At 74.6% G+C, this 25,848-nt stretch carries 20 protein-coding genes; 9 read left to right on the top strand and 11 right to left on the bottom strand.

The window, feature by feature from the left end; all coding sequences use genetic code 11:
• Positions 1-6 precede the first annotated feature (6 nt).
• Both FHS88_RS01535 and FHS88_RS01530 read right to left on the bottom strand, forming a co-directional pair.
• Complete coding sequence (locus FHS88_RS01535; RefSeq protein WP_338146335.1) at positions 7-870, bottom strand: 4-(cytidine 5'-diphospho)-2-C-methyl-D-erythritol kinase; 864 nt, start codon at positions 868-870, stop codon at positions 7-9.
• Between the two features lie 8 nt (positions 871-878).
• The gene (locus FHS88_RS01530) at positions 879-2,579 is read right to left on the bottom strand and encodes a tetratricopeptide repeat protein (RefSeq protein WP_184480598.1); all 1,701 of its coding nucleotides are present in this window, start codon (positions 2,577-2,579) and stop codon (positions 879-881) included.
• Positions 2,580-2,793: 214 nt separating this feature from the next.
• Here FHS88_RS01530 and FHS88_RS01525 point away from each other — a divergent pair, with 214 nt between their 5' ends.
• Complete coding sequence (locus FHS88_RS01525) at positions 2,794-4,230, top strand: NAD-dependent succinate-semialdehyde dehydrogenase (protein WP_184480596.1); 1,437 nt, start codon at positions 2,794-2,796, stop codon at positions 4,228-4,230.
• A gap of 114 nt (positions 4,231-4,344) precedes the next feature.
• On the opposite strand, the gene FHS88_RS01520 is transcribed toward FHS88_RS01525, so the two are convergent.
• Together FHS88_RS01520 and FHS88_RS01515 are read right to left on the bottom strand one after the other, a co-directional pair.
• Entirely contained in the window at positions 4,345-6,051 is a 1,707-nt protein-coding gene (locus FHS88_RS01520) for a stimulus-sensing domain-containing protein (RefSeq protein WP_184480594.1), read from the bottom strand.
• Positions 6,052-6,068: 17 nt separating this feature from the next.
• Positions 6,069-6,770: a response regulator transcription factor gene (locus tag FHS88_RS01515; protein ID WP_184480592.1), complete on the bottom strand. Its 702-nt coding sequence runs from the start codon at positions 6,768-6,770 to the stop codon at positions 6,069-6,071.
• A 109-nt stretch (positions 6,771-6,879) separates the two neighbouring features.
• Between FHS88_RS01515 and FHS88_RS01510 the strand changes: the two genes are divergently transcribed.
• Positions 6,880-7,614: a HugZ family pyridoxamine 5'-phosphate oxidase gene (locus FHS88_RS01510; RefSeq protein ID WP_184480590.1), complete on the top strand. Its 735-nt coding sequence runs from the start codon at positions 6,880-6,882 to the stop codon at positions 7,612-7,614.
• Positions 7,615-7,717: 103 nt separating this feature from the next.
• Complete coding sequence (locus tag FHS88_RS01505; protein ID WP_184480587.1) at positions 7,718-9,313, top strand: phosphoenolpyruvate carboxykinase; 1,596 nt, start codon at positions 7,718-7,720, stop codon at positions 9,311-9,313.
• A 243-nt stretch (positions 9,314-9,556) separates the two neighbouring features.
• On the opposite strand, the gene FHS88_RS01500 is transcribed toward FHS88_RS01505, so the two are convergent.
• Positions 9,557-9,961: a VOC family protein gene (locus tag FHS88_RS01500; protein WP_184480585.1), complete on the bottom strand. Its 405-nt coding sequence runs from the start codon at positions 9,959-9,961 to the stop codon at positions 9,557-9,559.
• Positions 9,962-10,004: 43 nt separating this feature from the next.
• On the opposite strand from FHS88_RS01500, the gene mutS reads away from it, so the two are divergent.
• The 3 genes from mutS to FHS88_RS01485 all read left to right on the top strand — a co-directional run bounded on the left by mutS (position 10,005) and on the right by FHS88_RS01485 (position 16,594).
• On the top strand, positions 10,005-12,680 hold the full coding sequence (mutS, locus tag FHS88_RS01495; protein ID WP_184480583.1) for a DNA mismatch repair protein MutS: 2,676 nt from the start codon (positions 10,005-10,007) through the stop codon (positions 12,678-12,680).
• A gap of 16 nt (positions 12,681-12,696) precedes the next feature.
• On the top strand, positions 12,697-15,516 hold the full coding sequence (locus FHS88_RS01490; protein WP_211842730.1) for a [protein-PII] uridylyltransferase: 2,820 nt from the start codon (positions 12,697-12,699) through the stop codon (positions 15,514-15,516).
• Between the two features lie 427 nt (positions 15,517-15,943).
• On the top strand, positions 15,944-16,594 hold the full coding sequence (locus FHS88_RS01485; RefSeq protein WP_184480581.1) for a Hint domain-containing protein: 651 nt from the start codon (positions 15,944-15,946) through the stop codon (positions 16,592-16,594).
• A 17-nt stretch (positions 16,595-16,611) separates the two neighbouring features.
• On the opposite strand, the gene FHS88_RS01480 is transcribed toward FHS88_RS01485, so the two are convergent.
• The 4 genes from FHS88_RS01480 to FHS88_RS01465 all read right to left on the bottom strand — a co-directional run bounded on the left by FHS88_RS01480 (position 16,612) and on the right by FHS88_RS01465 (position 19,922).
• Complete coding sequence (locus FHS88_RS01480; RefSeq protein ID WP_184480579.1) at positions 16,612-17,526, bottom strand: AEC family transporter; 915 nt, start codon at positions 17,524-17,526, stop codon at positions 16,612-16,614.
• Between the two features lie 274 nt (positions 17,527-17,800).
• Entirely contained in the window at positions 17,801-18,349 is a 549-nt protein-coding gene (locus tag FHS88_RS01475; RefSeq protein WP_184480577.1) for a hypothetical protein, read from the bottom strand.
• A gap of 168 nt (positions 18,350-18,517) precedes the next feature.
• Entirely contained in the window at positions 18,518-19,159 is a 642-nt protein-coding gene (locus FHS88_RS01470) for a bactofilin family protein (RefSeq protein ID WP_184480575.1), read from the bottom strand.
• Positions 19,160-19,265: 106 nt separating this feature from the next.
• Complete coding sequence (locus tag FHS88_RS01465; RefSeq protein ID WP_184480573.1) at positions 19,266-19,922, bottom strand: EI24 domain-containing protein; 657 nt, start codon at positions 19,920-19,922, stop codon at positions 19,266-19,268.
• A 102-nt stretch (positions 19,923-20,024) separates the two neighbouring features.
• Here FHS88_RS01465 and FHS88_RS01460 point away from each other — a divergent pair, with 102 nt between their 5' ends.
• The 3 genes from FHS88_RS01460 to FHS88_RS01450 all read left to right on the top strand — a co-directional run bounded on the left by FHS88_RS01460 (position 20,025) and on the right by FHS88_RS01450 (position 21,938).
• A complete protein-coding gene (locus tag FHS88_RS01460) occupies positions 20,025-20,987 on the top strand; it encodes a Bug family tripartite tricarboxylate transporter substrate binding protein (protein WP_184480571.1) in 963 nt (320 codons plus the stop codon).
• 61 nt (positions 20,988-21,048) lie between these two features.
• The gene (locus tag FHS88_RS01455) at positions 21,049-21,279 is read left to right on the top strand and encodes a hypothetical protein (RefSeq protein WP_184480569.1); all 231 of its coding nucleotides are present in this window, start codon (positions 21,049-21,051) and stop codon (positions 21,277-21,279) included.
• 260 nt (positions 21,280-21,539) lie between these two features.
• Complete coding sequence (locus FHS88_RS01450; protein ID WP_184480567.1) at positions 21,540-21,938, top strand: hypothetical protein; 399 nt, start codon at positions 21,540-21,542, stop codon at positions 21,936-21,938.
• A 413-nt stretch (positions 21,939-22,351) separates the two neighbouring features.
• Here FHS88_RS01450 and FHS88_RS01445 read toward each other — a convergent pair whose 3' ends face one another.
• Both FHS88_RS01445 and lhpI read right to left on the bottom strand, forming a co-directional pair.
• On the bottom strand, positions 22,352-24,652 hold the full coding sequence (locus tag FHS88_RS01445) for an NADP-dependent malic enzyme (RefSeq protein WP_184480565.1): 2,301 nt from the start codon (positions 24,650-24,652) through the stop codon (positions 22,352-22,354).
• Positions 24,653-24,756: 104 nt separating this feature from the next.
• Positions 24,757-25,689, bottom strand: a complete 933-nt coding sequence (gene lhpI, locus FHS88_RS01440; protein ID WP_184480563.1) for a bifunctional Delta(1)-pyrroline-2-carboxylate/Delta(1)-piperideine-2-carboxylate reductase — start codon at positions 25,687-25,689, stop codon at positions 24,757-24,759.
• Between the last annotated feature and the right edge of the window lie 159 nt (positions 25,690-25,848).

The raw sequence follows: 25,848 nt of genomic DNA, 5'->3' as shown, positions 1-25,848 counted from the left end.
GCCGCGTCATAGCCCTGCGGCGCCGGCGGCGTGAAGCCCCCCGCCCCAGCGCCACCATCCCTCGGGCAGCGCCGCCGTCGCCGCCGCCGCATCTTCCGGCGCATCGAAGAGGGCGAAGCAGGTCGCGCCCGAGCCGCTCATGCGCGCCAGCCGGCAGCCCGGCAGCGCGCGCAGCGCCGCCAGCACGGACGCCACCGCCGGGCAGAGGCCGATCGCCGCCGCCTCGAGGTCGTTGCCCCAGCCCGCGAGGTCCCGCGCCAGCGCCGCCGCATCCGCCCAGCCCGCCTCGGGCAGGGCGGCGGCCGCGCGGAAGCCGCCGGCGCGGGCCCGGAACACCGCGGGAGTGGGCAGCGCGATGCGCGGATTGGCGAGCACCAGCCCGCAGCCGGGCAGGGGCGGGGCGGGGCGCAGCACCTCGCCCACCCCGGCCATCACGCAGGGGCGCGAGGCGAGGCAGGCCGGGATGTCGGCGCCGAGCGCGAGCGCCAGCCCGGCCAGCCGCGCCTCGCTCCAGCCCAGGCCCCAGAGGCGGTTCAGCGCCCGCAGCGCCGCCGCGGCGTCGGCGCTGCCGCCGCCGATGCCCGAGGCGACCGGCAGGCGCTTGACCAGCGTCAGCGCCGCGCGCGGGACGACGCCGGCGGCCTCCGCCAGCGCGCGCGCCGCCCGCAGCACGAGGTTGTCGGCCTCCCCGGCCAGGGCGGATGCCTCAGGCCCCTCGAGATGCAGGCTCAGCCCCTCCGCGATGCGCGCGCTGAGCGCGTCCGCCGCGCCGGCGAAGACCACGAGGCTGTCCAGCAGGTGGTAGCCGTCCGCGCGGCGGCCGGTGACGTGCAGGTGCAGGTTGACCTTGGCCGGGGCGGCCTCCAGCACGGTTCCGCTCAGCGGCGGTTCTCCGCCACGGGGGGCGTGGGCAGGCCGTCGCGGATCTTGGCCTCGATCTTCGGCCCCTCGTCCCCTTCCGGCCCCAGGGCGAGGGCGCGGCGCCACTGGAACTGCGCCTCGCGGAAGCGCCCCGCCGCCCAGTAGGCGTCGCCCAGGTGGTCGTTGATGACGCTGTTGCGCGGCTCGAGCTCGACGGCGCGTTCGAGCCAGCGGATCGCGCCGGGGATGTCGCCGAGCTTGAACAGCGCCCAGCCCAGGCTGTCGGCGATGTTGCCGTCCTGCGGCCGCAGCCCGACCGCGCGTTCGAGCATCCGGCGCGCTTCCTGGAGGTTCTCGCCGCGCTCGACCCAGGTGTAGCCGAGATAGTTCAGCACATAGGGCTGGTCGGGCTGGAGCTCGAGCGCGCGGCGGAAATCGGCCTCGGCGGCGGGCCATTGGCCGGCGCGCTCATGGGCGATGCCGCGGCCGTAGAACAGCGTCCAGTGCGCGGCCTGCGGCTCGTGGATGCGGCGGATCGCCTCGCCGTAGGCCTCCGCGGCCTCCTGCCAGCGGCTGCGCATTCGGAACATCTCGCCGAGCCGCGCATGCGGCTGGGCGGCGCGGGGATTCGCTTCGGCGATGGCGCGGAACTGCGCGATCGCCTCCTCCGTGCGGTCGAGCCTGTCGAGCGCGCTGGCCCGGCGCAGCCCGGCCACCGCGGCCAGCGGATCCCCGGGCGGCACCTGGTCGAGCATGGCGATGGCGGCGGCGTATTCGCGCTCATCCGCGAGCGCGTCGGCGGCCATGAGCAGCGCCGGGGCGAAGCCCGGGCGCAGGCGCAGCGCGAGCCGCGTCAGCGCGAGCGAGAACTCGGCCGCCTCCTGCCGGCGCAGCGAGCCGGCCAGGGCGAGATAGGCCTCGGCCATGCCCTCGAGCGGGCCCGCGACCGCGCGGGTGGCGAAGAACTCGCGCTGCGCGGCGGGGGTTGCCGGCACCAGCAGGTCCTCCTGGCCGCGGCCGAGCGCATCGAGCAGCCGCTGCGCCTCCTCCTCCCGGCCCGCGCGGTGCAGGATGCCGCCCGCGATCTGCGCAAGGCGCAGCGTCACCGGCTGCTCGCCGCCGATGGCGATGCGCGCGAAGCGTTCGGCCTCCCGCTGGCGGCTGGCGAGGTCGCAGATCAGCGCCGCATGCAGCGCGTAGAGGGTGCGCAGCCGCCCGCTTTCCGCAAGCGGGCGGAGCAGCGCCAGCGCCTGCTCGGTCTGGCCCTTGCCGTGCAGCGTCCAGGCGAGGAGCATCGGCTGCAGGATCGGCGAGGCGCCCTGGCGCGGCAGGCCGCGGATGCGCTGCTCGGCGCGGTCCCAGCGGCCGGCCTGCGCGTCGGTGCCGGCGAGCAGCATGGCCGCGAGCGGGTTGTCCGGCACGCGCCGGGCGAGCCGCACGGCTTCCGGCCGGCCGTCGAGCAGGGTCGCGACGAAGGCGCGCTGGATGACCTCGGGCTGGTCGGGGTCGGCGCGCAGCACCGCGAGCAGGCTGTCGGCGGCGGTGCGCGTGTCCGTCTGCGAGGTCGCGAAGCGGCCGGCGAGATAGGCGCCGAAGGCGTTGCCCGGGGAGGGCGTGAAGCCAACCTCCTCCGCCATGCCGGCATCCGCCGCGGCGCAGGCCGAGAGAAGGGCGATCACGAGCAGGGTCAGGCGGCGCTGCGGGGCGGGACGGCTCATGCGCGGCATCCTAGCGGCCGGCGACATGCCGCACCACGGCGGATCTGGCGCCGCCGCGGCGCGGGCGCAAGCGCGGCGGGGCCGGGCGATCAAGCCTGCGTGGGCGCCCCGGCCGATCCGCCCCCGCCATGCCCGTGCCGCGGGGCCCGCCTCCTGGCCCGGCGGGCGGCGCGGGGCTAGGGTGGGCCAACACCCGGCCTGGAGGAACTCGCCGATGTCCTATCCGAATGTCCTGCTGCACGTGAACGGGGAGTGGCGCGCCGCGCGCTCCGGCAAGACCATCAACGTGCTGAACCCCGCGACCGAGGAGGTGATCGGCACCGTCGCCCATGCCGAGAAGCCCGACCTCGACGAGGCGCTGGCCGCCGCCGACAAGGGCTTCGCCACCTGGAAGAAGGTGCCGGCCTTCGAACGCTACAAGCTCATGCGCAAGGCCGCCGACATCTTCCGCTCCCGCGCCGAGGAGACCGCGCGGCTGCTCACGCTCGAGCAGGGCAAGCCGCTCGCCGAGGCGAAGATGGAGGTGATGGCCGCCGCCGACATCATCGACTGGTTCGCCGAGGAAGGCCGCCGCGCCTATGGCCGCGTCATCCCCGCGCGCGGGGAGGGCATCTACCAGCTCGTGATCAAGGAGCCGGTCGGCCCCGTCGCCGCCTTCACGCCGTGGAACTTCCCGATCAACCAGGTGGTGCGCAAGCTCTGCGGGGCGGTGGCGACGGGCTGCTCGATCATCGTCAAGGCGCCGGAGGAGACGCCGGCCTCGCCCGCCGAGCTCATCCGCGCCTTCGTGGATGCCGGGCTGCCGCCGGGGGTGGCGAACCTCGTCTATGGCGTGCCCTCCGAGATCAGCGAATACCTCATCGCCCATCCGGTGATCCGCAAGGTGACCTTCACCGGCTCGACGCCGGTGGGCAAGCTGCTCGCGGGCCTCGCCGGCCAGCACATGAAGCGCGTGACGATGGAGCTCGGCGGCCATGCGCCGGCCATCGTGTTCGACGACGCGGACCTCGATCTCGCGGCGAAGACGCTGGCGGGTGCGAAGTTCCGCAACGCCGGCCAGGTCTGCGTGAGCCCGACGCGCTTCCTGGTGCAGGAGAAGCTCTATGACGGCTTCGTCGAGAGGTTCGTCCAGCATGCCAAGGCCGTGAAGGTCGGCGACGGCCTCGCGGAGGGCACCACCATGGGCCCGCTTGCGCATGAGCGCCGCGTGCCCTGGGTCGAGACGCTGGTGCAGGACGCGCAGGCCAAGGGGGCCAAGGTGCTCACGGGCGGCAAGCGCATCGGCAACAAGGGCTATTTCTACGAGCCGACGGTGATGACCGACGTGCCGAAGGAGGCCCGCGCCATGAACGAGGAGCCCTTCGGCCCCGTCGCCATGATCGCCCGCTTCAAGGACTTCGACGAGGTCGTGACCGAGGCGAACCGCCTGCCCTACGGCCTCGCGGCCTATGCGTTCACCAGGAGCGCCAAGACCGCGAACGCCATCGCCTCGCAGGTCGAGAGCGGGATGATGACCATCAATCATCTCGGCCTCGCGCTGCCGGAAGTGCCCTTCGGCGGGGTGAAGGACAGCGGCTACGGCTCCGAGGGCGGCTCCGAGGCGATCGAGGCCTATCTGAACACGAAGTTCGTCTCGCAGGCGGGGCTCTGATGGCGCCGGGCGGGGGGCCTCGCCTCCCGCCCGCACGCCCCGCGCGCGCAATCGGCGGCCAACGCCGCGGGGCATTCGTCCCCGGCCGGGCGGTTCCGCCTCGCCGTTTTCCGCCTAGGCCGCCGGCAGCCGCACCACGAAGCGCGCGCCGAGCACCTTGCCCGCCGCGTCGCGGCGGTTCTCCGCGGCGATCTGCCCGCGCAGCCCCTCGACGATCTGGCGGCTGATGGACAGGCCGAGGCCCGAATGCTGGCCGAAGCGCTCGCCGCTCGGGCGCTCGGAATAGAAGCGTTCGAAGATGCTCTCGAGCTTCTGCTCGGGGATGCCGGGGCCTTCGTCCTCGATCGCGACCTCGACCATCGAGCCGGCCTGGCGCGCGCGCATCCAGACCGTCCCGCCCGGCGGGCTGAAGGAGAGCGCGTTGCCGAGCAGGTTGCGGAACACCTGCACGATGCGCCCCTCCACGCCGCGCACGACGAGCGGGCCGGGTGGCGCCTCCAGCACCACATGCGGCGCGTCCTCGCCGCTGCGCGTCGCCTCGTGCAGCTCGGCCAGCGCCGAGAGGATGGGCGCGATGTCCACGGGCGTGGTGACGGTGCGCGAAAGTTCCGCATCCACCCGCGAGGAATCGCTGATGTCGGCGATGAGGCGGTCCATCCGCACCGCATCCTCGGCGATGATGTCGAGCAGGCGGTTGCGGCTCTCGGGGTTCTCGACGCGGCGCAGCGTCTCGAGCGCGCTGCGCACGCTGGTCAGCGGGTTGCGCAACTCGTGCGCCACATCGGCGGCGAAGCGTTCGTTGGCGTCGATGCGCGCCCACAGCGCGCGGGCCGAGTTCTGCAGGTCGCGCGCCAGCACGCCGATCTCGTCGTTGCGCGCGAGCAGGGGGGCGGGCACGGAGCCGGCGCGGCCCTCGCCCTCGCGGATGCGCTGGGTGGCGCGCGCGAGGTCGAGCATCGGCGTCGCGATGGTGCGCGCGAGGTAGAAGGAGAGCAGCACCGTCAGCGCCAGCGCCGTGCCGAAGAGCATGAGCACCGAGGCGCGGATCTCGAACAGGCGGCGGTCCACCTCCCGCGCGTCGCGGGTCAGCAGCACGATGCCCACGCCCTGCCCGGCGCGCAGCGCGGGCTCGGCCACCGAGACGAGCAGCCTGCCGTCGCCGGTGCGGCGGATGTAGGGCCGCACCCCGCCCTCGAGCGCGAGGCGCAGCTCCTCCCGCCGGTCGGGGCCGATGTTCGGCTGCCAGTCGAAATCCGGCGCGTCGGGGCCGATGTCCACCGCCACGCCGCCCGCGCCGCCGCCGGTGCGCAGCGGGCCGGGCAGCACCGCGACCAGGCGGTCATAGACGCCGGCGACGGTCGAGGTCAGCGCGCCGCGGGGCTCGGGCGGGGGCAGCGGCTCGGTGGTCACGGCGCCGCCGGGACCCTCCCGCACCCGGCTGTCGGCGACCAGCAGGCCGGTATTGTCGAACAGCCGCGCCTGGGTGTTGGGCGAGGGCTCGACCAGCCGGCGGAGCAGCGGGCGCGCGGCCTCGGGCACCAGCACGGCGCGGTCGCCCTCCAGGCGCACGGCGGCCTCGGCGATGCCGCCGGCATAGATGCGCGCCTGGGTCCGCAGCGCCTCCACCTCGGCGGCGAGCAGCCCGTTCTGATACTGGTCGAGGTAGAGCAGCGAGGCCGCGAGCAGCGCCGGCGGCACCGCATTGACCAGCAGGATGCGCCGCAGCAGGGGCGAGAAGCGCCGCCGCGCGCGCGGCGGCGGCGGCGCGCGCCCGGCCTGCGCCTCGGCCGCCGCGGGGCGCGTCGCGCTGCCGTCAGGCATGCCGGGGCGCGGTCATGTCAGGCTTCCTTGTAGCGGTAGCCGATGCCGTAGAGCGTCTCGATCTGGTCGAAATCGGGGTCCGCCTGGCGGAACTTCTTGCGGATGCGCTTGACGTGGCTGTCGATGGTGCGGTCGTCCACGTAGATGTTCTCGCCATAGGCGGCGTCGATGAGCTGGTCGCGGTTCTTGACCATGCCGGGCCGCACCGCCAGCGCCTTGACCAGCAGGAACTCGGTGACCGTGAGCTGCACCTGCCTGCCCTTCCAGACGCAGGTGTGCTTGGTCTCGTCGAGCACGAGGTCCCCGCGCGCGATCACGCCGCCCGGCGGCGCGCCCGAGCCCTCGGCGCGGGAGGCCTCGTTGCGGCGGAGCAGGGCGCGGATGCGCTCGAGCAGCAGGCGCTGGCTGAAGGGCTTGGTGATGTAGTCGTCGGCGCCGAGGCGCAGGCCCATCAGCTCGTCCACCTCCTCGTCCTTCGAGGTGAGGAACACCACCGGCATGTTGGAGCGCTGGCGCAGGCGCTGGAGCAGCTCCATCCCGTCCATGCGCGGCATCTTGATGTCGAGCACCGCGAGGTCGGCCGGCTTGGCGAGCAGGCCCTGCAGCGCGCTCTCGCCATCGGTGTAGGTGCGCACGGCATAGCCTTCGGCCTCCAGCGTCATCTGCACGCTGGTCAGGATGTTGCGGTCGTCGTCCACGAGGGCGATGGTCTGGGGCATCTCTCTTTCCGGTGCTGTCGCCGTCGCGGGGGGCGGCGGCGGTTGCGCGCCCCCCGTCCCGGTTCCACCTTCGCGCGCGATTGTGGCACGGAACGGGCCGGAGAGGGACATGGCGACGGAACAGGGCGTGCGCGAGGCCAGGGCGCTGATCCGCGGGGCGGGCTCGGCGACGCTCGCCACATCCGCCGGGGGGCAGCCCTTCGCGAGCCTCGTCACCCCCGCCCCGGCGCCCGATCTCTCCCCGCTGCTGTGGCTCTCGGCGCTGTCCGAGCACACGCGGCACCTCGCGGCCGAGCCGCGCTGCGCGCTGCTCTTCACCGGCGCCGCCGAGGGGCCGAACCCGCAGACCGCCCCGCGCGTGACGGTCACGGGCCTTGCGGAGCGGGTGCCCGAGGCCGAGGCGCCGGCGCTCAAGGCGCGCTGGCTCGCCCGCCACCCCTATGCCGCGCTCTATGCGGATTTCGCGGATTTCGCGCTGTGGCGCGTCCGCATCGGGGCCGCGCTGCATGTCGGCGGCTTCGCCCGCGCCGAGCGGATCCGCGCGGCGGAACTCGCCCCCGACCCCGCCGCCGTCGCGGCGATCGCGGCCGCCGAGGCCGGGATCGTCGCGCATGTCAACCGGGACCACGCCGACGCGGTGGCCGCGATCGCCGAAGGGCTGCTCGGGGCCGGGCCGGGGGCATGGCGGCTCGCCACGGTGGATGTGGATGGCTGCGACCTGACCGAAGGTAACCGGACGGTTCGTCTTGCGTTCTTAGCGCAGGTAAGCGATGCCGGGGCCGTCCGCGCGGCGCTGGTCCGCGCGGCGCGGGAGGGACGGTCGCGCCTCGGCCAGGCGGTCTGAAACGCTGCGCAGCCCTGGGCGGGCCGCCGCAATTCTGCCGCCGCCGTCATCGAAACGGCGCCTTCCCTGCCCCGGTTGGTCGCGTCCAGGAGAAGTGCAGCGCATGTCGTCTTCCGAGTCCCCGCTCGCCGGCACCGGCGTGACGCCGCGCGGCGAGGTCCACGCCAATCTCGCCGCCCCCGCGCTCGTCGCGCATGCGCTGCGCCGCGGGGAGGGAAGGCTGTCCGCCGAGGGCGCCTTCATCGCCGTGACCGGCCAGCACACCGGCCGCTCGGTGCAGGACAAGTTCGTGGTCGAGGAACCCTCGACGCGCGAGGCCGTGTGGTGGGGCAAGGTGAACCAGCCGCTGCCGGCGGAGAAGTTCGCCGCCGTCGCCGCGCGCGTGCGCGCCTGGCTCGGCCAGAAGGCGGAACTGTTCACCCAGGACCTGCATGCGGGGGCTGACCCCGCGCACCGCATCCGCGTGCGCCTCGTCACCACCAACGCCTGGCACGCGCTTTTCGCGCGCAACATGTTCATCCGCCCCGCGGCCGAGGCGCTCGCCGCCTTCGCGCCCGACTGGACCATCCTGCACGCGCCGGAATTCGAGGCCGACCCCGCGACCGACGGCTGCCGCAGCACGACGCTGATCGCCCTCTCGCTCGAGACGCGGACCATCCTGATCGCCGGCACATCCTATGCCGGGGAGATCAAGAAGAGCATCTTCACGGTGATGAACTGGCTGCTGCCCGAGCGCGGCGTGCTGCCCATGCATTGCAGCGCGAATGTCGGGCGCGGCGGCGACGTGGCGCTGTTCTTCGGCCTCTCGGGCACCGGCAAGACGACGCTGAGCAGCGACCCCGAGCGCGCCCTGATCGGCGACGACGAGCACGGCTGGTCCGATGCCGGCGTCTTCAACTTCGAGGGCGGCTGCTACGCCAAGGTCATCCGGCTGTCGAAGGAGGCCGAGCCGCAGATCTGGGCCGCCTCCCACCGCTTCGGCACGGTGCTCGAGAACGTGGTGGCCGATGGGGCCGGCGTGGTGGACCTCGACGACGGATCGCTGACCGAGAACACGCGCTCCTGCTACCCGATCGACTACATCCCGAACGTGGTGCCCTCGGGCACCGCGGGCCTGCCGAAGAACGTGGTGATGCTGACGGCGGATGCCTTCGGCGTGCTGCCGCCGATCAGCCGGCTCTCGGCCGCGCAGGCGATGTACCACTTCCTCTCGGGCTACACGGCGCGGGTCGCGGGCACCGAGAAGGGGCTGGGCAAGGAGCCGCAGGCGACCTTCTCGACCTGCTTCGGCGCGCCCTTCCTGCCGCGCCACCCGGAAGTCTATGGGCGGATGCTGTCGGACCTGATCTCGCGCCACGGCGCGGATTGCTGGCTGGTCAACACCGGCTGGTCGGGCGGCGCCTACGGGACCGGCAGCCGCATGCCCATCCAGGTCACCCGCGCCCTGCTGCGCGCGGCGCTGGACGGCTCGCTCGCGCGCGCGGAATTCGTGCGCGACCCCTTCTTCGGCCTGATGATGCCCAAGGCCGCACCCGGCGTCCCCGCCCAGATGCTGAACCCGCGCGAGACCTGGGCCGACAAGGCCGCCTACGACCGCACCGCCCGCCACCTCGTCGGGCTGTTCGAAGCCAACTTCCAGACCTTCGCCGGCGCGGTGAGCGAGGACGTGAAGGCCGCGGCGATCCGCGCGGCGGCGTGAGAGGCGCGGGGGGTCGGGGGAGGGTGCCGCCCTCCCCCGGAACCCCCTCCCGCCAAAGGCCCAAGGCCTTTGGAAACCAGGACTTCAATCGGGGAAGCCGGGGAGGGGCATGGCACGCCTCCGATCGAAGGCTCTCCAGCGGTGCCGTTCCCCGTCTTCCCCGGCTCCGTTCCGGTGTCCAGAGGCCTTTCGGCCTCTGGTGGGGGGAGGTCCGGAGGGGGCAAAGCCCCTCTCCGCCCCCCTTCACCCCGCATTCGCCGTGTCGTTCATGTCGAAGTTCAGTTCCACCCGGAGGCCGAAGGGGTCGGTGACGAAGAGCTGGTGGATCGGCATGCCCGGCAGCGGGGCCTCGGTGAAGGCGAGGCCGTGCGCGCGCAGGGACCGGCGGATCGCGGGCAGGCCGCGGTAGCGCAGCGCGATGTGCTCGAAGGCCGCGCCGGGCGCGGGGCCGGATGGCGGGGCGGCGCCTTCGCGCCCGACCAGATGCACCACGGCCCGCCCGCCCGCGTAGAGCCAGGCGCCCGGGAAGTCGAAATCCGGCCGCGGGCCTTCGGCGAGGCCGAGGATGTCGCGGTAGAAGCGCAGCGCCGCGGGCAGGTCCTGCGGCCTGCAGCGCAGCGTCACGTGGTCGAGCCCATCGGGCCGCATCCGGTCCCTCCCGTCCTGGCGTGATCCGGTCTAGAGCCTCGCCATGACAGGCGTTCAGCCCCTCGAGAGCAAGCCCGTCCCGCCCGCCGAGGGCGCGACGCCGGCGCTCGCCCAGTGGTTCGCCGCCAAGGCCGCGCATCCGGACGCGCTGATCTTCTTCCGCATGGGCGACTTCTTCGAGATGCTGTTCGGCGATGCCGAGATCGCCGCGCCCGCGCTCGACATCGCGCTCTCCTACCGCGGCGAGCATCGCGGGGAGCCCGTGCCGCTCTGCGGCGTGCCGGTGCATGCCTCCGAGACCTATCTCGCGCGGCTGATCCGCCAGGGCTACCGCGTCGCGATCTGCGACCAGACCGAGACGCCGGAGGAGCAGAAGCGCCGCAAGGCCCCGACCATCCGGCGCGAGGTCACGCGCATCGTCACCCCCGGCACGGTGACGGAGGAGGCGCTGCTCGAGGCCGCCCGCCCCGCCTGGCTGCTCGCCCTCGCCCCGGCGGGGGAGAGGCTCGGCGCCGCCTGGCTCGACGTGACGACCGGCGCCTTCGGCACGGCAAGCCTCGCCGCCGCCGACCTGCCCGCGCTGCTCGCGCGGCTCGAGCCCGTGGAGGTGCTGGCGCCCGAGGCGCTCGCGCGCGGGCCGGCGCTGCTGCCGCTCGCCGGGCGCATCGCGCATCAGGAGCCGCCGCGCGACGGCGCGCGCAGGCTCGCCGAGGCCTTCGCGGTGGCGACGCTGGAAGGCTTCGGCGCCTTCTCGGCCGAGGAGGTCGCCGCCGCCGCCATGGCGGTGGAGTATGTGCGTCTGACCCAGGCCGGCGCGATGCCGCGCCTCGCGCCGCCGGTGCCCTCGGGCGGGCGGGGGCTGCTGCAGATGGATGGCGCGACGCGGCGCAGCCTCGAGATCCTGCGCAGCGAAAGGGGCGATGCGCGGCATTGCCTGCTGGGTGCCGTGGACCGGACGGTCACGCCCGCGGGCGCGCGCGAGCTCGCCGCGCGGCTCGCCGCCCCGCTGGCCGAGGCCGCGCCGATCGCCGCGCGCCACGATGCGGTGGGCTTCCTGCTGGCGGCCGGGGATGTGCGCGCGGCGCTGCGCGCGGCGCTGAAGGGCGCGCCGGACATGGCGCGCGCGCTCGCGCGCCTCTCGCTCGACCGCTTCGCCCCGCGCGACCTCGGCGCGATCCGCGACGGGCTGATGCGGGCGGAGGCGATGGAGAGCGCGCTCGCCGCCGCCGCGGGGGTGCCGCCGGTGCCGGCGCTGGTCGCCGAGGCGGCGCGCGCGCTGCGCCCGGCATCGAGCCCGCGGGCGGAACTGGCGCGCGCCCTGGCCGACCCGCTGCCCGCGCGGCTCGAGGATGGCGGGCTGGTGGCGGCGGGCTACGACGGCGAACTCGACGCCCTGCGCCGCTTGCGCGACGGCGCGCGGGAGGCGATCGCGGCGCTGCAGATGGATCTTGCGGCCGCCTGGGGGGTCGCGAGCCTCAGGATCCGCCATCACCAGCAATTCGGCTTCCTCGCCGAGGTCCCGGCCGCGGCCGGGGAGAGGCTGCTGCGCGAAGGGGTGAAGGAGGGGCCGCAGGCGCCGGTGCATCGCCAGACCATGGCCAATGCGATGCGCTTCACCTGCGCCGCGCTGGCCGAGCTGGACCGCCGCGTGGCCGAGGCGGGGGAGCAGGCGTCACGGCGCGAGCGGCTGATCGCGCAGCATCTGCGCCGGCTCTGCCTCGATGCCGCGCCGGGGATCGCCGCCGCCGCGGCGGCGATGGCCGAGCTCGACGTGCATGCCGCGGCCGCGGAACTCGCCGCGCGGGGCGGATGGGCGCGGCCCGAGATCACCGACCGCGCCGATTTCGCGGTGACGGCGGGGCGGCACCCGGTGGTGGAGGCGGCGCTGGCGCGCGCGCGCGGCCCGGCCTTCGTGCCGAACGACTGCGACCTCTCGCCCGGGCGGCGGCTCTGCCTGCTCACCGGGCCGAACATGGCGGGCAAGTCCACCTATCTGCGGCAGAACGCACTGCTGGTCATCCTCGCCCAGGCGGGGCTCTTCGTGCCGGCGGAGGCGGCGCGGCTGGGGCTGGTGGACCGGCTCTTCTCGCGCGTCGGCGCGGCGGACGACATCGCCGGCGGGCGCTCGACCTTCATGGTCGAGATGGCCGAGACGGCGGCCATCCTGAACCAGGCGACCGCCCGCTCGCTGGTCGTGCTGGACGAGGTGGGGCGCGGCACCGCGACCTGGGATGGCCTCGCCATCGCCTGGGCCGTGCTCGAGGCGCTGCACGACCGCATCCGCTGCCGCACCATCTTCGCCACCCATTTCCACGAGCTGACGGCGCTGGCCGGCAAGCTGCCGGACCTCGCGCCGGCGCATATGCAGGTGCGCGAATGGCGGGGCGAGGTGGTCTTCGAGCACCGCGTCGGCCCCGGTGCGGCCGAGCGCTCCTGGGGCGTGCATGTGGCGCGGCTTGCGGGCGTTCCGCGGCCGGTGCTCGCGCGCGCGCAGGAGGTGCTGAAGGCGCTGGAGGCCCGCGCGCGCGGGCTCGATCCGCTGTCGGAGGAACTGCCGCTCTTCGCCCGCCCGCCGGCCCCCGTCCCGGCCCCGGCGGCCCATCCGGCGCTGGCGGCGCTGGCGGAACTCGATGCCGACTCGCTCAGCCCGCGAGAGGCGCTCGATGCGATCTACCGCATGAAATCGCTGCTGGGGCCTGTCGCGGACGGCGCGGAGTAGGTAGTCTCGCCGGCCGATGACCTCACTGGACGCCGCCGGAGCCGCCGAGGACCCCGCCGAGGGCCCGGCTCCGCGCCACCGCCGCATGGCAGGGGAGCAGCCTGTCGTGCTCGACGCGCTGCTCGCCGACCTGATCCCCGGCGGGCGGCCGGTCGCGCGCGAGGAGGCGGTGACGCTGCTGCGGCGGCATCTGGGGCGCATCCAGCACCGCGTGCAGCAGGCCTTCGAGGCGCACGAGGTATCGGGCCTCGCGGCGGCGCGCTGGCTCGCCTCGCTGACCGATGTGGTGATGGCCGGCATCCACGCCTACACCGAGGCGACGCTGCCCAAGGCGGCGGGCGACAAGCCCTGGGCGCTGGTGGCCACGGGCGGCTACGGGCGCGGCGTGCTCGCGCCCTATTCCGACATCGACCTGCTGTTCCTGACCGATTCCGGCATGGGCCCGCGCGGCCGGCAGGCGGTGGAGTTCATGCTCTACCTGCTGTGGGATCTCGGCCTGAAGGTCGGCCACGCCACGCGCTCGCGCGCCGACTGCCTGGTGGATGCCAAGGCCGACGCGACGGTGCTGACGGCGCTGCTCGACGCCCGCCCGATCGCCGGCGAGGAGGCGATCTTCCATCGCTTCGAGGCGGCCTTCCGCGCCGCCCGCGCCGAATGGGGCCTCAAGCCCTTCCTCGCCGCCAAGCGGGCCGAGAGGCAGCAGCGCCACGCCCGCTATGGCGAGAGCCCCTTCCAGGTGGAGCCGCATGTGAAGGAGGGGCGCGGCGGCCTGCGCGACCTGCAGACGCTCTACTGGCTCGCCCGCTACGCCTTCAACGTGCAGCGCATGCCCGAACTGGTCGGCCCGGAATCCCCCGGCGGCGGGCTGCTCGTGGCGCAGGAGGCGCGCGCCATCCGCCGCGCCTGGGACTTCTTCTGGACGGTGCGCTTCCACCTCCATCTCGTCACCGGCCGGGCCGAGGAGCGCCTGACCTTCGACCTCCAGCCCGTGGTGGGCGCCCGCATGGGCTACACCCGCCACGGGCTGCAGGACGGGGTGGAGCGCTTCATGAAGCACTTCTTCCTGATGGTGCGGGATGTCGCGCGCTACACGCGCATCCTGGAACCGGCCATCGAGCGCGCATCGCTCGGCCCCCCCGCGGTGGTGCCGGCCTCGGACAAGGCGCTGACGGCGGCGGGCTTCGCGCTGGCCGACGGCAAGGTGATCGCCGCCCCCGGCCACGACTTCACGATCGACCCGGTGCTGATGCTGCGGATCTTCCGCATGGCGCGGGACCGCGGGCTCGACATCCACCCCCTCGCCTTCCGCGCCATCGTCCGCCATGCCCGCCATGTCGTGAGGCTGCGGGGCGAGCGCGAGGCGAGCGCGGAGTTCCTCGACCTGCTCTCGGGGCGCGATCCGGCCACCTGGCTGCGCCTGCTGAACGAGGCGGGGCTGATCTCCCGCCTGCTGCCGGACTGGCAGCGCATCGTCGGGCTGATGCAGTTCGACACCTACCACGTCTTCACCGTGGACGAGCACACGATCGAGGCGGTGGGCGTGCTCGCCGCGCTCGAGCGGGGGGACCTCGCCGAGGTGGCGCCGGTGGCGAGCGAGCTGGTCGGCCAGCTCCAGTCCCGCCGCGCGCTCTATGTCGCGGTGCTGCTGCACGACATCGCCAAGGGGCGCGGCGGCGACCATTCGGAACTCGGCGCGGAACTGGCGCAGACGATCTGCCCGATGCTCGGCATGACGCCGGAGGAGACCGAGACCGTCTCCTGGCTCGTGCTGCATCACCTGCTCATCAGCCAGACCGCCTTCAAGCGCGACATCGAGGATCCCAAGACCATCCTCGACATCGCCGAGGTGGTGCAGTCCCCCGAGCGGCTGCGGCTGCTGCTGGTCCTCACGGTGGCCGACATGCGCGCGGTCGGCCCCAAGGTGTGGAACGGCTGGAAGGCGACGCTGCTGCGCGAACTCTACTGGCGCGTGGCGGAGGTGCTGGCCGGCGGGTTGTCGGTGCCCGAGCGCGACGTGCGCGTGGCGCGCGCCAAGGAGGCGGCGGCGCTGCTGCTCGCCGACCGGCCGAAGGAGGAGGTCGCGGCCTTCCTCGACCTCGGCTATCCCGGCTACTGGCTTTCCTTCGACCCCGAGACGCATGCCCGCCATGCGGCCATGATCCGCGAGGCGAAGGAGGCGGGCGCGCCGCTGACCGTGCGCACCCGCGTCCTCGAGGCCCGCGCGGTGACGGAGGTGACGGTCTACTGCACCGACCATCCCGGGCTGTTCAGCAAGATCGCCGGCGCGCTCGCGGTGGCCGGCGCCTCCATCGTGGATGCGCGCATCCACACCATGACCGACGGCATGGCGCTCGACACCTTCTGGGTGCAGGACGCGCAGGGCGGCGCCTTCGATGCGCCGCACCGGCTCGCGCGGCTCGCGGTGCTGATCGAGCAGGCGCTCTCGGGCCGGCTGAAGCTGCGCGAGGAGATCCGCAAGCTCAAGCGCGAGCCCGCCCGGCTGCGCGCGGTCACGGTGCCGCCGCGCGTCGTCATCGACAACCACGCCTCCAATACCCACACCGTGATCGAGGTGAACGGGCGCGACCGCCCCGGCCTGCTGCATGACGTGACGGCGGCGATCAGCGACCAGGGCCTGCAGATCGCGAGCGCGCACATCACCACCTACGGCGTGCGCGCGGTGGACGTGTTCTACGTGAAGGACGTTTTCGGGCTGAAGGTCGAGAACGAGCGCAAGCTCGCCTCCCTGCGGCGGGCGCTCGAAGCGGCGCTGGAGGCGGCCGAGCGGCCGGGAGGCGGCGGCGTGGCACGGCGGGCGGCGGCCGAGCCGGCCTGAGGGCGGCGCCCGCCGCGGCCGGCGACCCGATCAAGAAGGCGAGAGGTCCGGCCCATCGCGGGGTGGCGCCCGCCCCGGCGGATGCCCGGAACCGCCGCCGGCCGCCGGTGCACGGCGCGCAGATCGCACCTTCCGGCCCGGACATGCAATCCGGGGCTGCGCCCGGCGCTGTCCCGGCCGGATGCGCGTGCCGGCCACCCACCGCCGCAATCCGTGGTTACACCGCCGGGCCCGATGCGCCCGTTCCGCCCCGGAATCGCCGTGCAGAAAACAACCGCACGTTCGTTTAACTCCGGCGAGCGCTGTGGCTTGATCTTTTTGGAGGCGGCTTCACCCCCCTTGCTGTCTCCAGCCTGACCCCCCCGATGGCGGCGGTGCTGCGCGATGCGGAGCACCGCCGTCGAAGGGCACGGAGCGGAACCGCGCGATGCCCGGACCTGCCGGCGCCCGACAGGGTGCCTGCCTGCCACCTGCCGCCGGCGCGCCGGTCTGCTTCGCGGCGGGCACGCGCATCGCGACCGAGGCGGGCGAGGTGCCGGTCGAGCGGCTGCGGCCGGGCGACCGGGTGCTGACCGCGCATGGCGGGCCGCTGCTGCAACCGCTGGTCTGGGTCGGGCGCATCCATGTGGCGTTGTTCCGCCTGCGCGAGCGTGCGCGCGTCGCGCCCATCCTGTTTGCGGCGGGCTCGCTCGGCGATGGCGTGCCGTATCGCGACCTGCGGGTGAGCCCGAGCCACGCCCTGTTCCTCGGCGGGCGGCTGGTGCCCGCCGCGCTGCTGGTCAACGGCCGCACCATCGTCCAGGAGGCCTGGTGCCGGGCCGTCACCTATCATCACATCGAACTCGAAAGGCACGGGCTGGTGGTCGCCGAGGGCGCGGTGACCGAGACCTATCTCGACGACGGCAATCGCTGGCTGTTCGAGGAGAGCGACATCGCCGCCCTGTCGCTCGATTTCGCCGCGCTGCGCGGCAACGGGCGCTACGCCGCGGGCGTCTGCGCGCCGGTGCTGGCGGAGGGCGATCCGGGGCTCGAGATCATCCGCCGGCGGCTTGCCGGCGCCATGCGCGGGGCCGGGTGAGGCCTTCGGGCGCGACCTCAGGGTGCGACCAGCCAGACCCAGAAGGGCAGGGTGATGATCGCCGCGATGTGCTCGGTGGTGGTGATGGCGGCCATCAGCGGCGCGTCCCCGCCCATGGCGCGCGCCATCACGTAGGAGGTCGCGGCCGTCGGCAGCGCCATGAACACCACCGCGACGGCGGTGGCGAGCGGCGGCACGCCGAACAGCAGGCACAGGGCCCAGGTCGCGGCCGGCATGACCATCAGCTTCAGCACGCCGGTCAGCGCCTGGGTGGGCACGCGGTCGGAGAAGGATTGCAGCGACAGCGCCGCGCCCACGCAGAGCAGGCCGAGCGCCACCGAGGCGCGCCCCAGCGCCTGCACCGTCGGCGCGAGGCCCGGCGGCAGGCCGCCCAGCGCCGCGACGGCGAAGCCCAGCACCACCGCGATCATCAGCGGGTTGATGGCGAGCTGGCGCAGCACCGAGAGCGGCCGCGGCGGGCCGCGCTTGCCGTCGAAGGCGAAGGCGAGCGTCGTCGCGCCCTGCACGAAGGGCACGATGATGCCGGTGGCGACCGCGCCGAAGCCCGTGCCGGCGGCGCCGAACAGCGCGCCGACGATGGCGAAGCCCATCAGGTTGTTGAAGCGGATGCCGCCCTGCAGCACCGAGGTCATGGCCGCGTGCCCGTGCCCGAGCGCGCGGGCGAGCAGCACGGAGGCCACCGTGCCCAGCGCCAGCGCACCCCAGATCGCCGCCGCGATCCGCCCGAGCGGCAGTTCCGCGAGATTGAGCGGCGCGAGCGCCGAGACGATCAGCGAGGGCAGCAGCACCCAGTAGATCAGCCTCTCCATCCCCGCCCAGATCGTGTCGTCGCGCAGCAGCCGCCGCTTGAGCAGCGCGCCGAGGGCGAGCAGCGCGAAGGCAGGCACGAAGGCGTCGAGCCAGGCGCTCATGCGGGAGGGAACCGCGCTTCGCGGGCGCGCCCATCGAGGGCCGGGCGCGGGTGGCTGCCCATGGGTCGCGCCGCATCACCGCTGGCATGCGGCATCCGGACCATCGGCGCTGCGGGCCGCCCGCGCGGCCCTTCGGCGTGGAACGCCATGTCCGGCCGCGCCGGCGTGCGGGGCCGGATCGACCGCCGCGCCTCGCCGCCGCCATGCCGGGCGCGCCGAGGCGCCAGACTTGCGGCACGCGGCGCGCGAGGGCCGGGGCTTCGGCGGCCGCCGATCATGCCCGCCGCCCCGTCCCGGGCCAGGGTGCTGTGGCCGGGGCGGCGGCGATGGCCGCGAGGCAGGCCGCCTCGGTCACCGCGCCGCCCTCGGCCAGCGCCCGGGCGGCGGCATGGGCGACCCGCAGCGCGCCGCCCTCGGCATAGAGGATCACGTCGAGCCGGCAGGCGGGGGCTTCATAGAGCCAGATCTCGGCATCGCCATCGGCGCGGCTGAGGGAGGGCTCGCCGAGCATCCGGCGGAGATCCTCCGCCCGCGCGCCCATCAGGGCGGCGGCCGAGGCCGGCGGCGCCACGCCGCGCGCGCGGGGCGCGCCGGGCTGCGGCAGGGCGGCGGGCAGGGCCGGGGAAGCGGCGCGTGCCGCGGGCCGCGGGGCGTCAGCCGGGGCCGCCGCGGGCGCCGGCGCCACGCCGGCCAGGGCGAGGCTGGCCCGCGTGCTCGCCAGCGCATCGCGCATCGCCGCTGCGGCCTCCTCCGGCCCCTCGGCGGCGCAGCCGAGGGCGAGCAGGGGCAGCAGGCAGGCGAGCAGCGGCGCCGCTGTCGGCACGCGGATCCTCCGGCGGCCGCCCGCGGCGGCAAGCTGCGCGGCCCGCCCATGCCAGCGGGCGAAAGGCCTGATATTTCGGCCGCTGGCATGGCGCGCGGGCCGGCCGCGCGCGGAAGCGAGGACTGACGATACCCGGCGGATGAAGGCCGATCCTCCGTCCGCCCGGGATCAGGCGTCGGCGGGCTCGGAGGTCCGGGCGGGGGCCAGCGGCAGCCGGGCCTGGGGCGCGCCGTCGGAGAGCATCTCCATCTTGCCGGAGACCTGCCCGCCCTCCTCCACCGAGAGCTTGCGCGTCCGCGCCGTGCCGAGCAGCCGGCCGGTGGAGCGGATCACGAGGCTGCCCGTCGCGGTGATGGAGCCGTCGAAGGTGCCGGCGATCTCGGCATCCTCGACCTGCACCTCGCCCTTGAAGACGCCGGCATGGGTGATGACCAGTTCCTGCGCCTGCAGGAGCTGGCTTTCCATGGTGCCCTCGATGACCAGCCGCTCGGCCTCGGTCACCGTGCCCTGCAGGCTGATGCCCTTGCCGACCACGAGGGTGCGGCGCTCGGGCTGCGCGGCGGGCGCGCGCGGGGCGGTGGAGGCGGGCGGCGTCGGCGCGGCGCCGGCGACGCGGGTCACGCCGGCGGCCGTGGCCGGGGGCGCGTTGGGCTTGGGCGCCGCCGGGCCGACGGCGGGGGCCGCGCCGGCCGGCTGCGTGGCGGCGGCGGGGCGGAAGGGCGGCACGGCGAGATCGGGGTCGCGCGCGGCGGGAATGGTGGTGGAGCCGGTATCGGCGCCAGGCTCGTCCTTGCGGCGGAACAGCGACATCGTGGTCCCCTTCGATTCCCTGCGAGTGGCGTGAAGCCCCGGGGCTAGCACGCGGGCTTTCCCCGCCACAACGCCGCGCCCCGGCTTATCCCCAGGATTCGCGCAATCACGATGATGTGGAGCGTTGCAGAAGGTGAACGGAGGCCGCCGTGCCGAGCACCGGCACGAGCAGGTTCAGCAGCGGAACGAGCGCCATCAGCGCCAGCAGCAGCCCGAGCACCCAGCCCGAAAGGCGCAGCCGCCGCCACGCCGCGCGCGCCGCCGGCGCCTCCATCCGCAGCAGCGCGGTCTGCTGCACCATCCCCGCCCCCAGCGCATGGGCCGAGACCAGCAGCGCGAGCGAGAAGCCGACCACCGGCACCAGCAGCAGCGGCAGCAGCAGGATCTGGATGGCCAGCAGCCGCAGGCCGAAGCGCAGGCCGAAGGCGACCTGCGCCGCCACCGAGGCGCCGCTCGCCGGCGGCAGATGCGGGTAGTGGCGGCGTTCCACCGCGTGCGCCACCGGCTCGACGAGCTGCGCGGCGATGGCCGCCGCGACCGGCAGGAACAGCCACCAGGCGAGCAGCAGCGCCGCCGCCCCGCCGCCGGCCTGCGCGAGCCAGGAGAGCCAGCCCGTGCCGCCCGCCGCCCAGGCCGCGGCCTCGATTGCGCCCCAGGCGAGCAGCCCGATGGCCAGCAGCGCGCCGAGCACGCCGAGGATCAGCGGGCGGCGGAAGGCGGGGTCGCCGATCTGGCTGAGGGCGAGGAACAGGGCGGCAGGCACGACCGCTGCTTATCCGGCGCGGGCGGGGCTGGCGAGGCCCCCGCCCCTTGGCGCGGCGCGCCGCCGGACGCAGATTGCGGCCGGATTCGGCAGGAGCGGACGATGTTCGGACGGCGCGCGGCGATCGGCACGGCTTTCGGGCTCGCGGCGGGGCAGGCGCTCGCGCAGCCCGCCTGGCCGGAACGGCCGCTGCGCCTCGTCGTCGGCTATCCGGCGGGCGGGCCGTCGGATGTGTTCGCGCGGCTGGTGGCGGCGCAGATGGTCCCGCGGCTCGGCCAGCCGGTGCTGGTGGAGAACCGCCCGGGCGGCGGCGCGGTGCTCGCGAGCGAGACCGTCGCCCGCGCCCCGGCCGACGGGCATGTGCTGATGCACGTGGACAACGGCATCCTGGTCTACAACCCGGCGCTCTATGCCCGCCTGCCCTACGACCCGGACCGCGACTTCGCGGGCATCGGCTTCATCGGCATGTTCCCGCTCTACATCGTCTGCCGCGCCGATGCGCCTTGGGCGGATTTCGCGGCGCTGCTGGCGGCGAGCCGGAGCCGTGCGCCGACCTATGGCAGCCCGGCGGTGGCCTCCCCGCATCATCTGGCGATGGAGCTGGTCAAGCGGCGCAGCGGCCTCGCCGCCGACCACGTGCCCTATCGCGGCGGGCAGGCGGCGATGCAGGATCTGCTCGGCGGCAGCGTGGACCTCGTGATGATCGACACCGCCACCGGCCTGCCCTTCATCCGCGACGGGCGCGTGCGCGCGCTGGCCGTGCTGACCGCCGCCCGCACCGCCGAGGCGCCCGCCGTGCCGACGCTGCGCGAGATGGGCCACGACGCGGTGGCCTTCGGCTGGCAGGGGCTGAGCGCGCCGCGCGGCACGCCCGCGCCGGTGATCGCTAGGCTGAACGCCGAGCTGGTGCGTGCCATGGCCTCCGAGGAGGTGCAGGCGCGCACGCGCGCCCTCGGCATCCAGACGACGGACTGGGACGCGGCGCGCTTCGACGCCTTCGTGCGGGAGGAGAACGCGACCTGGCGGCCGCTGATTCGCGAACTGGGGATCCGGCTCGATTCTTGACCCGGCGGCCGGGATTGCCCAGGTAGCGGCCATGAGACGGCGAGACTGGATCCTCGGCCTGATGGCCGCGACCCTGGCCGTGCCTGCCTCGGCCGAGGGTGTGGTGCAGCGCGCGGGCCGCCGCACCGAACGGGTTGCCAAGCGCGCCGCCGCGGCGGTCGAGCGCGGCGCGCGACGGACCGGCGAGGGGCTGGAGCGCGGGGCGAAACGCACCGGCTCGGCGCTCGGGCGTGCCGCGGACTGGACCGGGACGCGGCTGCGCCGGGCCGGGGAATGGGCCTTCGGCCCGTAGCGCAGCGCCGCGAGGTTCGCCACCGGGGCGCGGCCGGGGGCCGCTCGCGCTCTGTTCGGCCGGGGGCAAGGCTTGCGGCGCATCGTCCCGCGACCGGGCGCGCGCGGATCATCGGGGTCTGCCGCGGCCTCGCGTGTCCCGGCGCGGAGGGCCGTCATCGGGGCGGCGCCCCCTGCCCCGTTGTTGCCGCAGGCCCGGCGCATCATTTCCGTGACGCGCGGCCCCGGCTGGCGGCCGCGCTGCCGAGCCCGGAGGTCGCCATGCGGATCATCCCCCTCGTTGCCCTGGCCGCGCTTGCCGCCCCGCCCGCGCTGGCGCAGCAGGCCGGCAGCCTGCCGCCGCCCGTGCCCCGCCCGGCCGAGCCCGCCGCGCCGGCACAGTCCGCTCCGCTCGCCGCGCAGCCGCGCCAGCCGGGCCTTGGCGAGCGCACCGGCGCCGCGATCGACCGCGCGGCGGGGCAGACCGGCCAGGCGCTCGAACGCGCGGCGGAGAGCACGGGCGAGGCGGTGGGCCGTGCGCTGCGATGGACCGGCCAGCAGATGCAGGGCGCGGGCGACTGGACGGCGCGCCAGGGCGAGCGCCTGACCGGCCAGTCCGGCACGGCGGCCCAGCCGGGCGCGCCCGCCCAGCCCGCGGAACCGCCGCCGGCCTCGCGCTGAGAGACTGTTCGAGAACGCGCCGGCGGGCGCATTCTGTGGTCCGGCACCAGCCGCTCGCCCTCCGGGCCACCCATCCAGGATACGTGCGTCGGGTAGCCGGGTGAGGGAGCGGACCGGTGCCGGCATTCCGAAACGGTCTCCGAGCCCGGGCGGGATTTGGACCGGCCATCACCCTTCGCGAGCAATCGCCCGGCGGCCGAGGGTCAGGCCCCGTGCACGCCGTGCATCAGCCCTCGATGTCACACGCGGCCGCCCCGCGCGTGCCACTGGCGGGCGAAGGGCCTGCCACTTGCCGGCATGCGGCTCCGGTTCCGCGCGCGCGGCCCCTGGCCCGCACCGCGCAGGCCACCCGGCGGCCGCGGGGCGGCACGCCCGCCTGTGGGCCTGACGCCCCCGCGCGGCGCGGCGCGCCCTCAGCGTGACGTCGCGGCGTGGGCGGCGAGGCAGGCGACGTCCAGGATCTGGTTGACCCCGGCCTGCATCGGCACGATCTGCACCGAATGCGACAGGCCCGTGAGCAGCGGGCCGATCACCGTCGCGCTGGTCAGCCGCGGCACGGAGCGCGCCAGGATGTGCGCCGCGTGCAGCCCCGGCATGATCAGCACATTCGCCGGCCCGCTCAGGCGGCAGAAGGGATAGAGCGAGGCGCGCAGGCCGGGATCGAGCGCGACATCGGCGGCCATCTCGCCGTCGAACTCGAAATCCGCGCCCTTCTCCGCGAGGAGTTTCACCGCGTCGCGGATGCTGCCCGGGATGGTCCCGCGCGGATCCCCGAAGGTGGAGAAGGAGAGGAAGGCGACGCGCGGCTCGAGCCCGAGGCGCCGCGCGGCGGCGGCGGAGCCGCGCGCGATACCGGCCAGCGTCTCGGCGTCCGGGCGCTCATGCACCGCCGTGTCGGCCACCAGCACGGTGCCGGCGCGGCGGGAGACGATGATGGACACGCCGAAGACGACGCGGCCCGGCACCGGGTCGATCGCCATCGAGATGCCCTCCATCGCTACCGAGAAGGAGCGCGTGGTGCCGGTGACGACCGCATCCGCATCGCCCATCGCCACCATGCAGGCGGCGAAGACGTTGCGGTCCTGGTTGACCAGGCGCTGGCAGTCGCGGAACAGGAAGCCCTGGCGCTGCCGCTTGGCGTAGAGGAACTCCGCGTAGCGCCGGTTCGAATCGGAGACGCGCGCGTTCTGGAACTCGATCCCCTCGGGCAGCGGGATGCCGAGGGCGGCGGCGACGGCGTTGATGCGCTCCTCCCGCCCGACCAGCACCGGCGTGCCATAGCCCGCGTTGCGGAAGGCGATGGCGGCGCGGATGACCTTCTCCTCCTCGCCTTCGGCGAAGACCACGCGCCTCGGGTTCTGCCGCACCGATTCCGCGATGGCCTCGAGCGCGCCGACGGTCGCGTCCAGCCGGTTCGCGAGGTCGCGCGCATAGCGCTGCAGGTCCATGATCGGCCTGCGCGCCACGCCGGTGTCCATCGCCGCCTTGGCGACGGCGGGCGAGACGCGGGAGATCAGCCGCGGATCGAAGGCGTTGGGGATGATGTAGTCCGGGCCGAAGCGCAGCGCCTTGCCCGCGCCGGCGCCCGAGACCTCCTCGGGCACGTCCTCGCGCGCGAGCATGGCGAGCGATTCGGCGGCGGCGATCTTCATCGCGTCGTTGATGGTGCTGGCGCGCACATCGAGCGCGCCGCGGAAGATGAAGGGGAAGCCGAGGACGTTGTTCACCTGGTTGGGGTAGTCCGACCGGCCGGTGGCGATGATGGCATCCGGCCGGGCGGCGCGCGCCTCGTCGGGCGTGATCTCGGGGTCGGGGTTGGCCATGGCGAAGATGATCGGCTTGTCCGCCATGGCGCGCACCATCTCCTGCGTCAGCGCGCCCTTGACCGAGAGGCCGAAGAACACGTCCGCGCCTTCCAGCGCCTGAGCCAGCGTGCGCGCGGATGTCGTGACCGCATGGGCCGACTTCCACTGGTTCATGCCTTCCGTGCGGCCACGCCAGATCACGCCCTTGGTGTCGCAGAGGATGACGTTCTCGGGGCGCATGCCCATCGCCTTGACCAGCTCGGCGCAGGCGATCGAGGCGGCGCCGGCGCCGTTTATGACGAGGCGCGTCGTCGCGATGTCGCGGCCCGTCAGGTGCAGCGCGTTGATCAGCCCGGCGGCGGCGACGATGGCGGTGCCGTGCTGGTCGTCATGGAACACCGGGATGTCCATGAGTTCGCGCAGGCGCTGCTCGATGACGAAGCACTCGGGCGCCTTGATGTCCTCGAGGTTGATGCCGCCGAAGGAGGGGCCGAGGTAGCGCACCGCGTTGACGAAAGCGTCCACGTCCTCGGTGTCCACGCAGAGGTCGATCGAATCCACGTCCGCGAAGCGCTTGAACAGCGCCGCCTTGCCTTCCATCACCGGCTTGGAGGCCAGCGCGCCGAGGTTGCCGAGGCCGAGCACGGCGGTGCCGTTGGAGACGACGGCGACGAAATTGCCCTTCGCCGTGTAGTCGTAGGCGAGCCGCGCGTCGCGCGCGATGTGCAGGCAGGGCTCGGCGACGCCGGGCGAATAGGCGAGGCTGAGGTCGCGCGCGGTGATGAGCGGCTTGGTCAGGCGGATCTCGAGCTTGCCGGGCCGCCCCTCGGCATGCATCGCCAGCGCCTCCTCGGCGGTCACGCGGGCGGTGCGCGTGTCTTCGACGGGCGGCTGCTTGGCGTCATCCATTGTTCTGTCTGTCCCCGGTAAGCGACGGTCTCGTCTCCCCATTCTGGCCCCGGGCGGGACGGCTTGCGACCCCCCGGCTTCGCACCCGCGGCAGAGGCGCGGCTTCAGCGCGCGCGCGCATAGGCCAGGGCGGCGGCGGCGAGGTCCTCGCCGGCCCAGCCGACCGACTTGAACACGGTGACCTCGGCGGCCTCGCGCCGGCCGGGATGGGCGCCGCGGCAGAGCTCGGCGAGGTCGGCCGCGACATGCGCGGCGGTGATCGCGCCCTCGGCGATGGCCTGCACGATGTCCCCGGCCTCGGCCATGGCGCCGGCGCGCGTGTCCACCACCAGCGTCGCGCGGGCGAGCAGCGCGCCGTCGCTCTCGCGCATGTCGGGGCGATAGGCGCCGACGAGGTCCACATGCGTGCCCGGCCGGACATCCGCCCCGCGCACCAGCGGCTCGACGGCGAGCGTGGCGGCGGAGACGATGTCCGCCGCTGCCGGATCGGGGTGCGGCGTGGCGCGGGCGGGCAGGCCATGCGCGGCGAGGTCGGCGGCGAGGCGCCCGGCGCGCGCGGCGCTGCGCGACCAGATGGCGATGTCCTTGAGGGCGAAGCAGGCGGCGTAGCCTTCCGCGAGCGCGCGGGCGACCTTGCCGGCGCCGAGCAGCAGCAGCCGCGCGCTGTCCGCCCGCGCGAGGTGACGGGCGGCGAGCAGGCTGGCCGCGGCGGTGCGCCGGTCGGTCAGCTCGCCGCCATCCATCAGCGCGAGCGGCGCGCCGGTCGTCGCGTCCGAGAGCAGGTAGGCGGCATGCACCGCCGGTTCCCCGCGCGCCGCATTGCCGGGCGCGACATGCACGATCTTGACGCCGGTATGCCCATGGGCGCGCCAGGCGGGCATCAGCAGCAGCGTGTTCTCGGCCCCGCCCTCGCCGGGCATGGTGTGGCGATGGCGCAGCGGCGCCTCGCAGCCCTCGCGGAACATGGCGGCGAGCGCCTCGATCAGCGCGTCCCAGGGCAGGGCGGCGCGCAGGGCGTCGCGGTCGAGCTGCAGCATGGTCCTCATCCCCTCCGCCCCCGGCTGGCGGGGCGGGAAAGGTTTGCCCCCACGGCCCGGAGTTTGCTAGGCCCCGCGGCCGGAGGCCTGCCGGGCGGCGGGGCGTGATCCGCGTTGATCCCCGCCCCGCCGTGGCGCAGCATGGCTGCCTGGCCTTCG

It is taken from the genome of Neoroseomonas alkaliterrae (assembly GCF_014199195.1).
In the GTDB taxonomy this organism is placed as follows: Bacteria; Pseudomonadota; Alphaproteobacteria; order Acetobacterales; family Acetobacteraceae; genus Neoroseomonas; species Neoroseomonas alkaliterrae.
This window is presented reverse-complemented; position numbering and strand designations above follow the sequence as displayed.

What these genes read in the sequence shown, in the direction of transcription:
- FHS88_RS01530 (WP_184480598.1), bottom strand. Translation starts at nt 2,579, where the DNA reads ATGAGCCGTCCCGCCCCGCAGCGCCGCCTGACCCTGCTCGTGATCGCC.
- FHS88_RS01525 (WP_184480596.1), top strand. Translation starts at nt 2,794, where the DNA reads ATGTCCTATCCGAATGTCCTGCTGCACGTGAACGGGGAGTGGCGCGCC.
- FHS88_RS01520 (WP_184480594.1), bottom strand. Translation starts at nt 6,051, where the DNA reads ATGCCTGACGGCAGCGCGACGCGCCCCGCGGCGGCCGAGGCGCAGGCC.
- FHS88_RS01515 (WP_184480592.1), bottom strand. Translation starts at nt 6,770, where the DNA reads ATGCCCCAGACCATCGCCCTCGTGGACGACGACCGCAACATCCTGACC.
- FHS88_RS01510 (WP_184480590.1), top strand. Translation starts at nt 6,880, where the DNA reads ATGGCGACGGAACAGGGCGTGCGCGAGGCCAGGGCGCTGATCCGCGGG.
- FHS88_RS01505 (WP_184480587.1), top strand. Translation starts at nt 7,718, where the DNA reads ATGTCGTCTTCCGAGTCCCCGCTCGCCGGCACCGGCGTGACGCCGCGC.
- FHS88_RS01500 (WP_184480585.1), bottom strand. Translation starts at nt 9,961, where the DNA reads ATGCGGCCCGATGGGCTCGACCACGTGACGCTGCGCTGCAGGCCGCAG.
- mutS (WP_184480583.1), top strand. Translation starts at nt 10,005, where the DNA reads ATGACAGGCGTTCAGCCCCTCGAGAGCAAGCCCGTCCCGCCCGCCGAG.
- FHS88_RS01490 (WP_211842730.1), top strand. Translation starts at nt 12,697, where the DNA reads ATGACCTCACTGGACGCCGCCGGAGCCGCCGAGGACCCCGCCGAGGGC.
- FHS88_RS01485 (WP_184480581.1), top strand. Translation starts at nt 15,944, where the DNA reads ATGCCCGGACCTGCCGGCGCCCGACAGGGTGCCTGCCTGCCACCTGCC.
- FHS88_RS01480 (WP_184480579.1), bottom strand. Translation starts at nt 17,526, where the DNA reads ATGAGCGCCTGGCTCGACGCCTTCGTGCCTGCCTTCGCGCTGCTCGCC.
- FHS88_RS01470 (WP_184480575.1), bottom strand. Translation starts at nt 19,159, where the DNA reads ATGTCGCTGTTCCGCCGCAAGGACGAGCCTGGCGCCGATACCGGCTCC.
- FHS88_RS01460 (WP_184480571.1), top strand. Translation starts at nt 20,025, where the DNA reads ATGTTCGGACGGCGCGCGGCGATCGGCACGGCTTTCGGGCTCGCGGCG.
- FHS88_RS01455 (WP_184480569.1), top strand. Translation starts at nt 21,049, where the DNA reads ATGGCCGCGACCCTGGCCGTGCCTGCCTCGGCCGAGGGTGTGGTGCAG.
- FHS88_RS01450 (WP_184480567.1), top strand. Translation starts at nt 21,540, where the DNA reads ATGCGGATCATCCCCCTCGTTGCCCTGGCCGCGCTTGCCGCCCCGCCC.
- FHS88_RS01445 (WP_184480565.1), bottom strand. Translation starts at nt 24,652, where the DNA reads ATGGATGACGCCAAGCAGCCGCCCGTCGAAGACACGCGCACCGCCCGC.
- lhpI (WP_184480563.1), bottom strand. Translation starts at nt 25,689, where the DNA reads ATGCTGCAGCTCGACCGCGACGCCCTGCGCGCCGCCCTGCCCTGGGAC.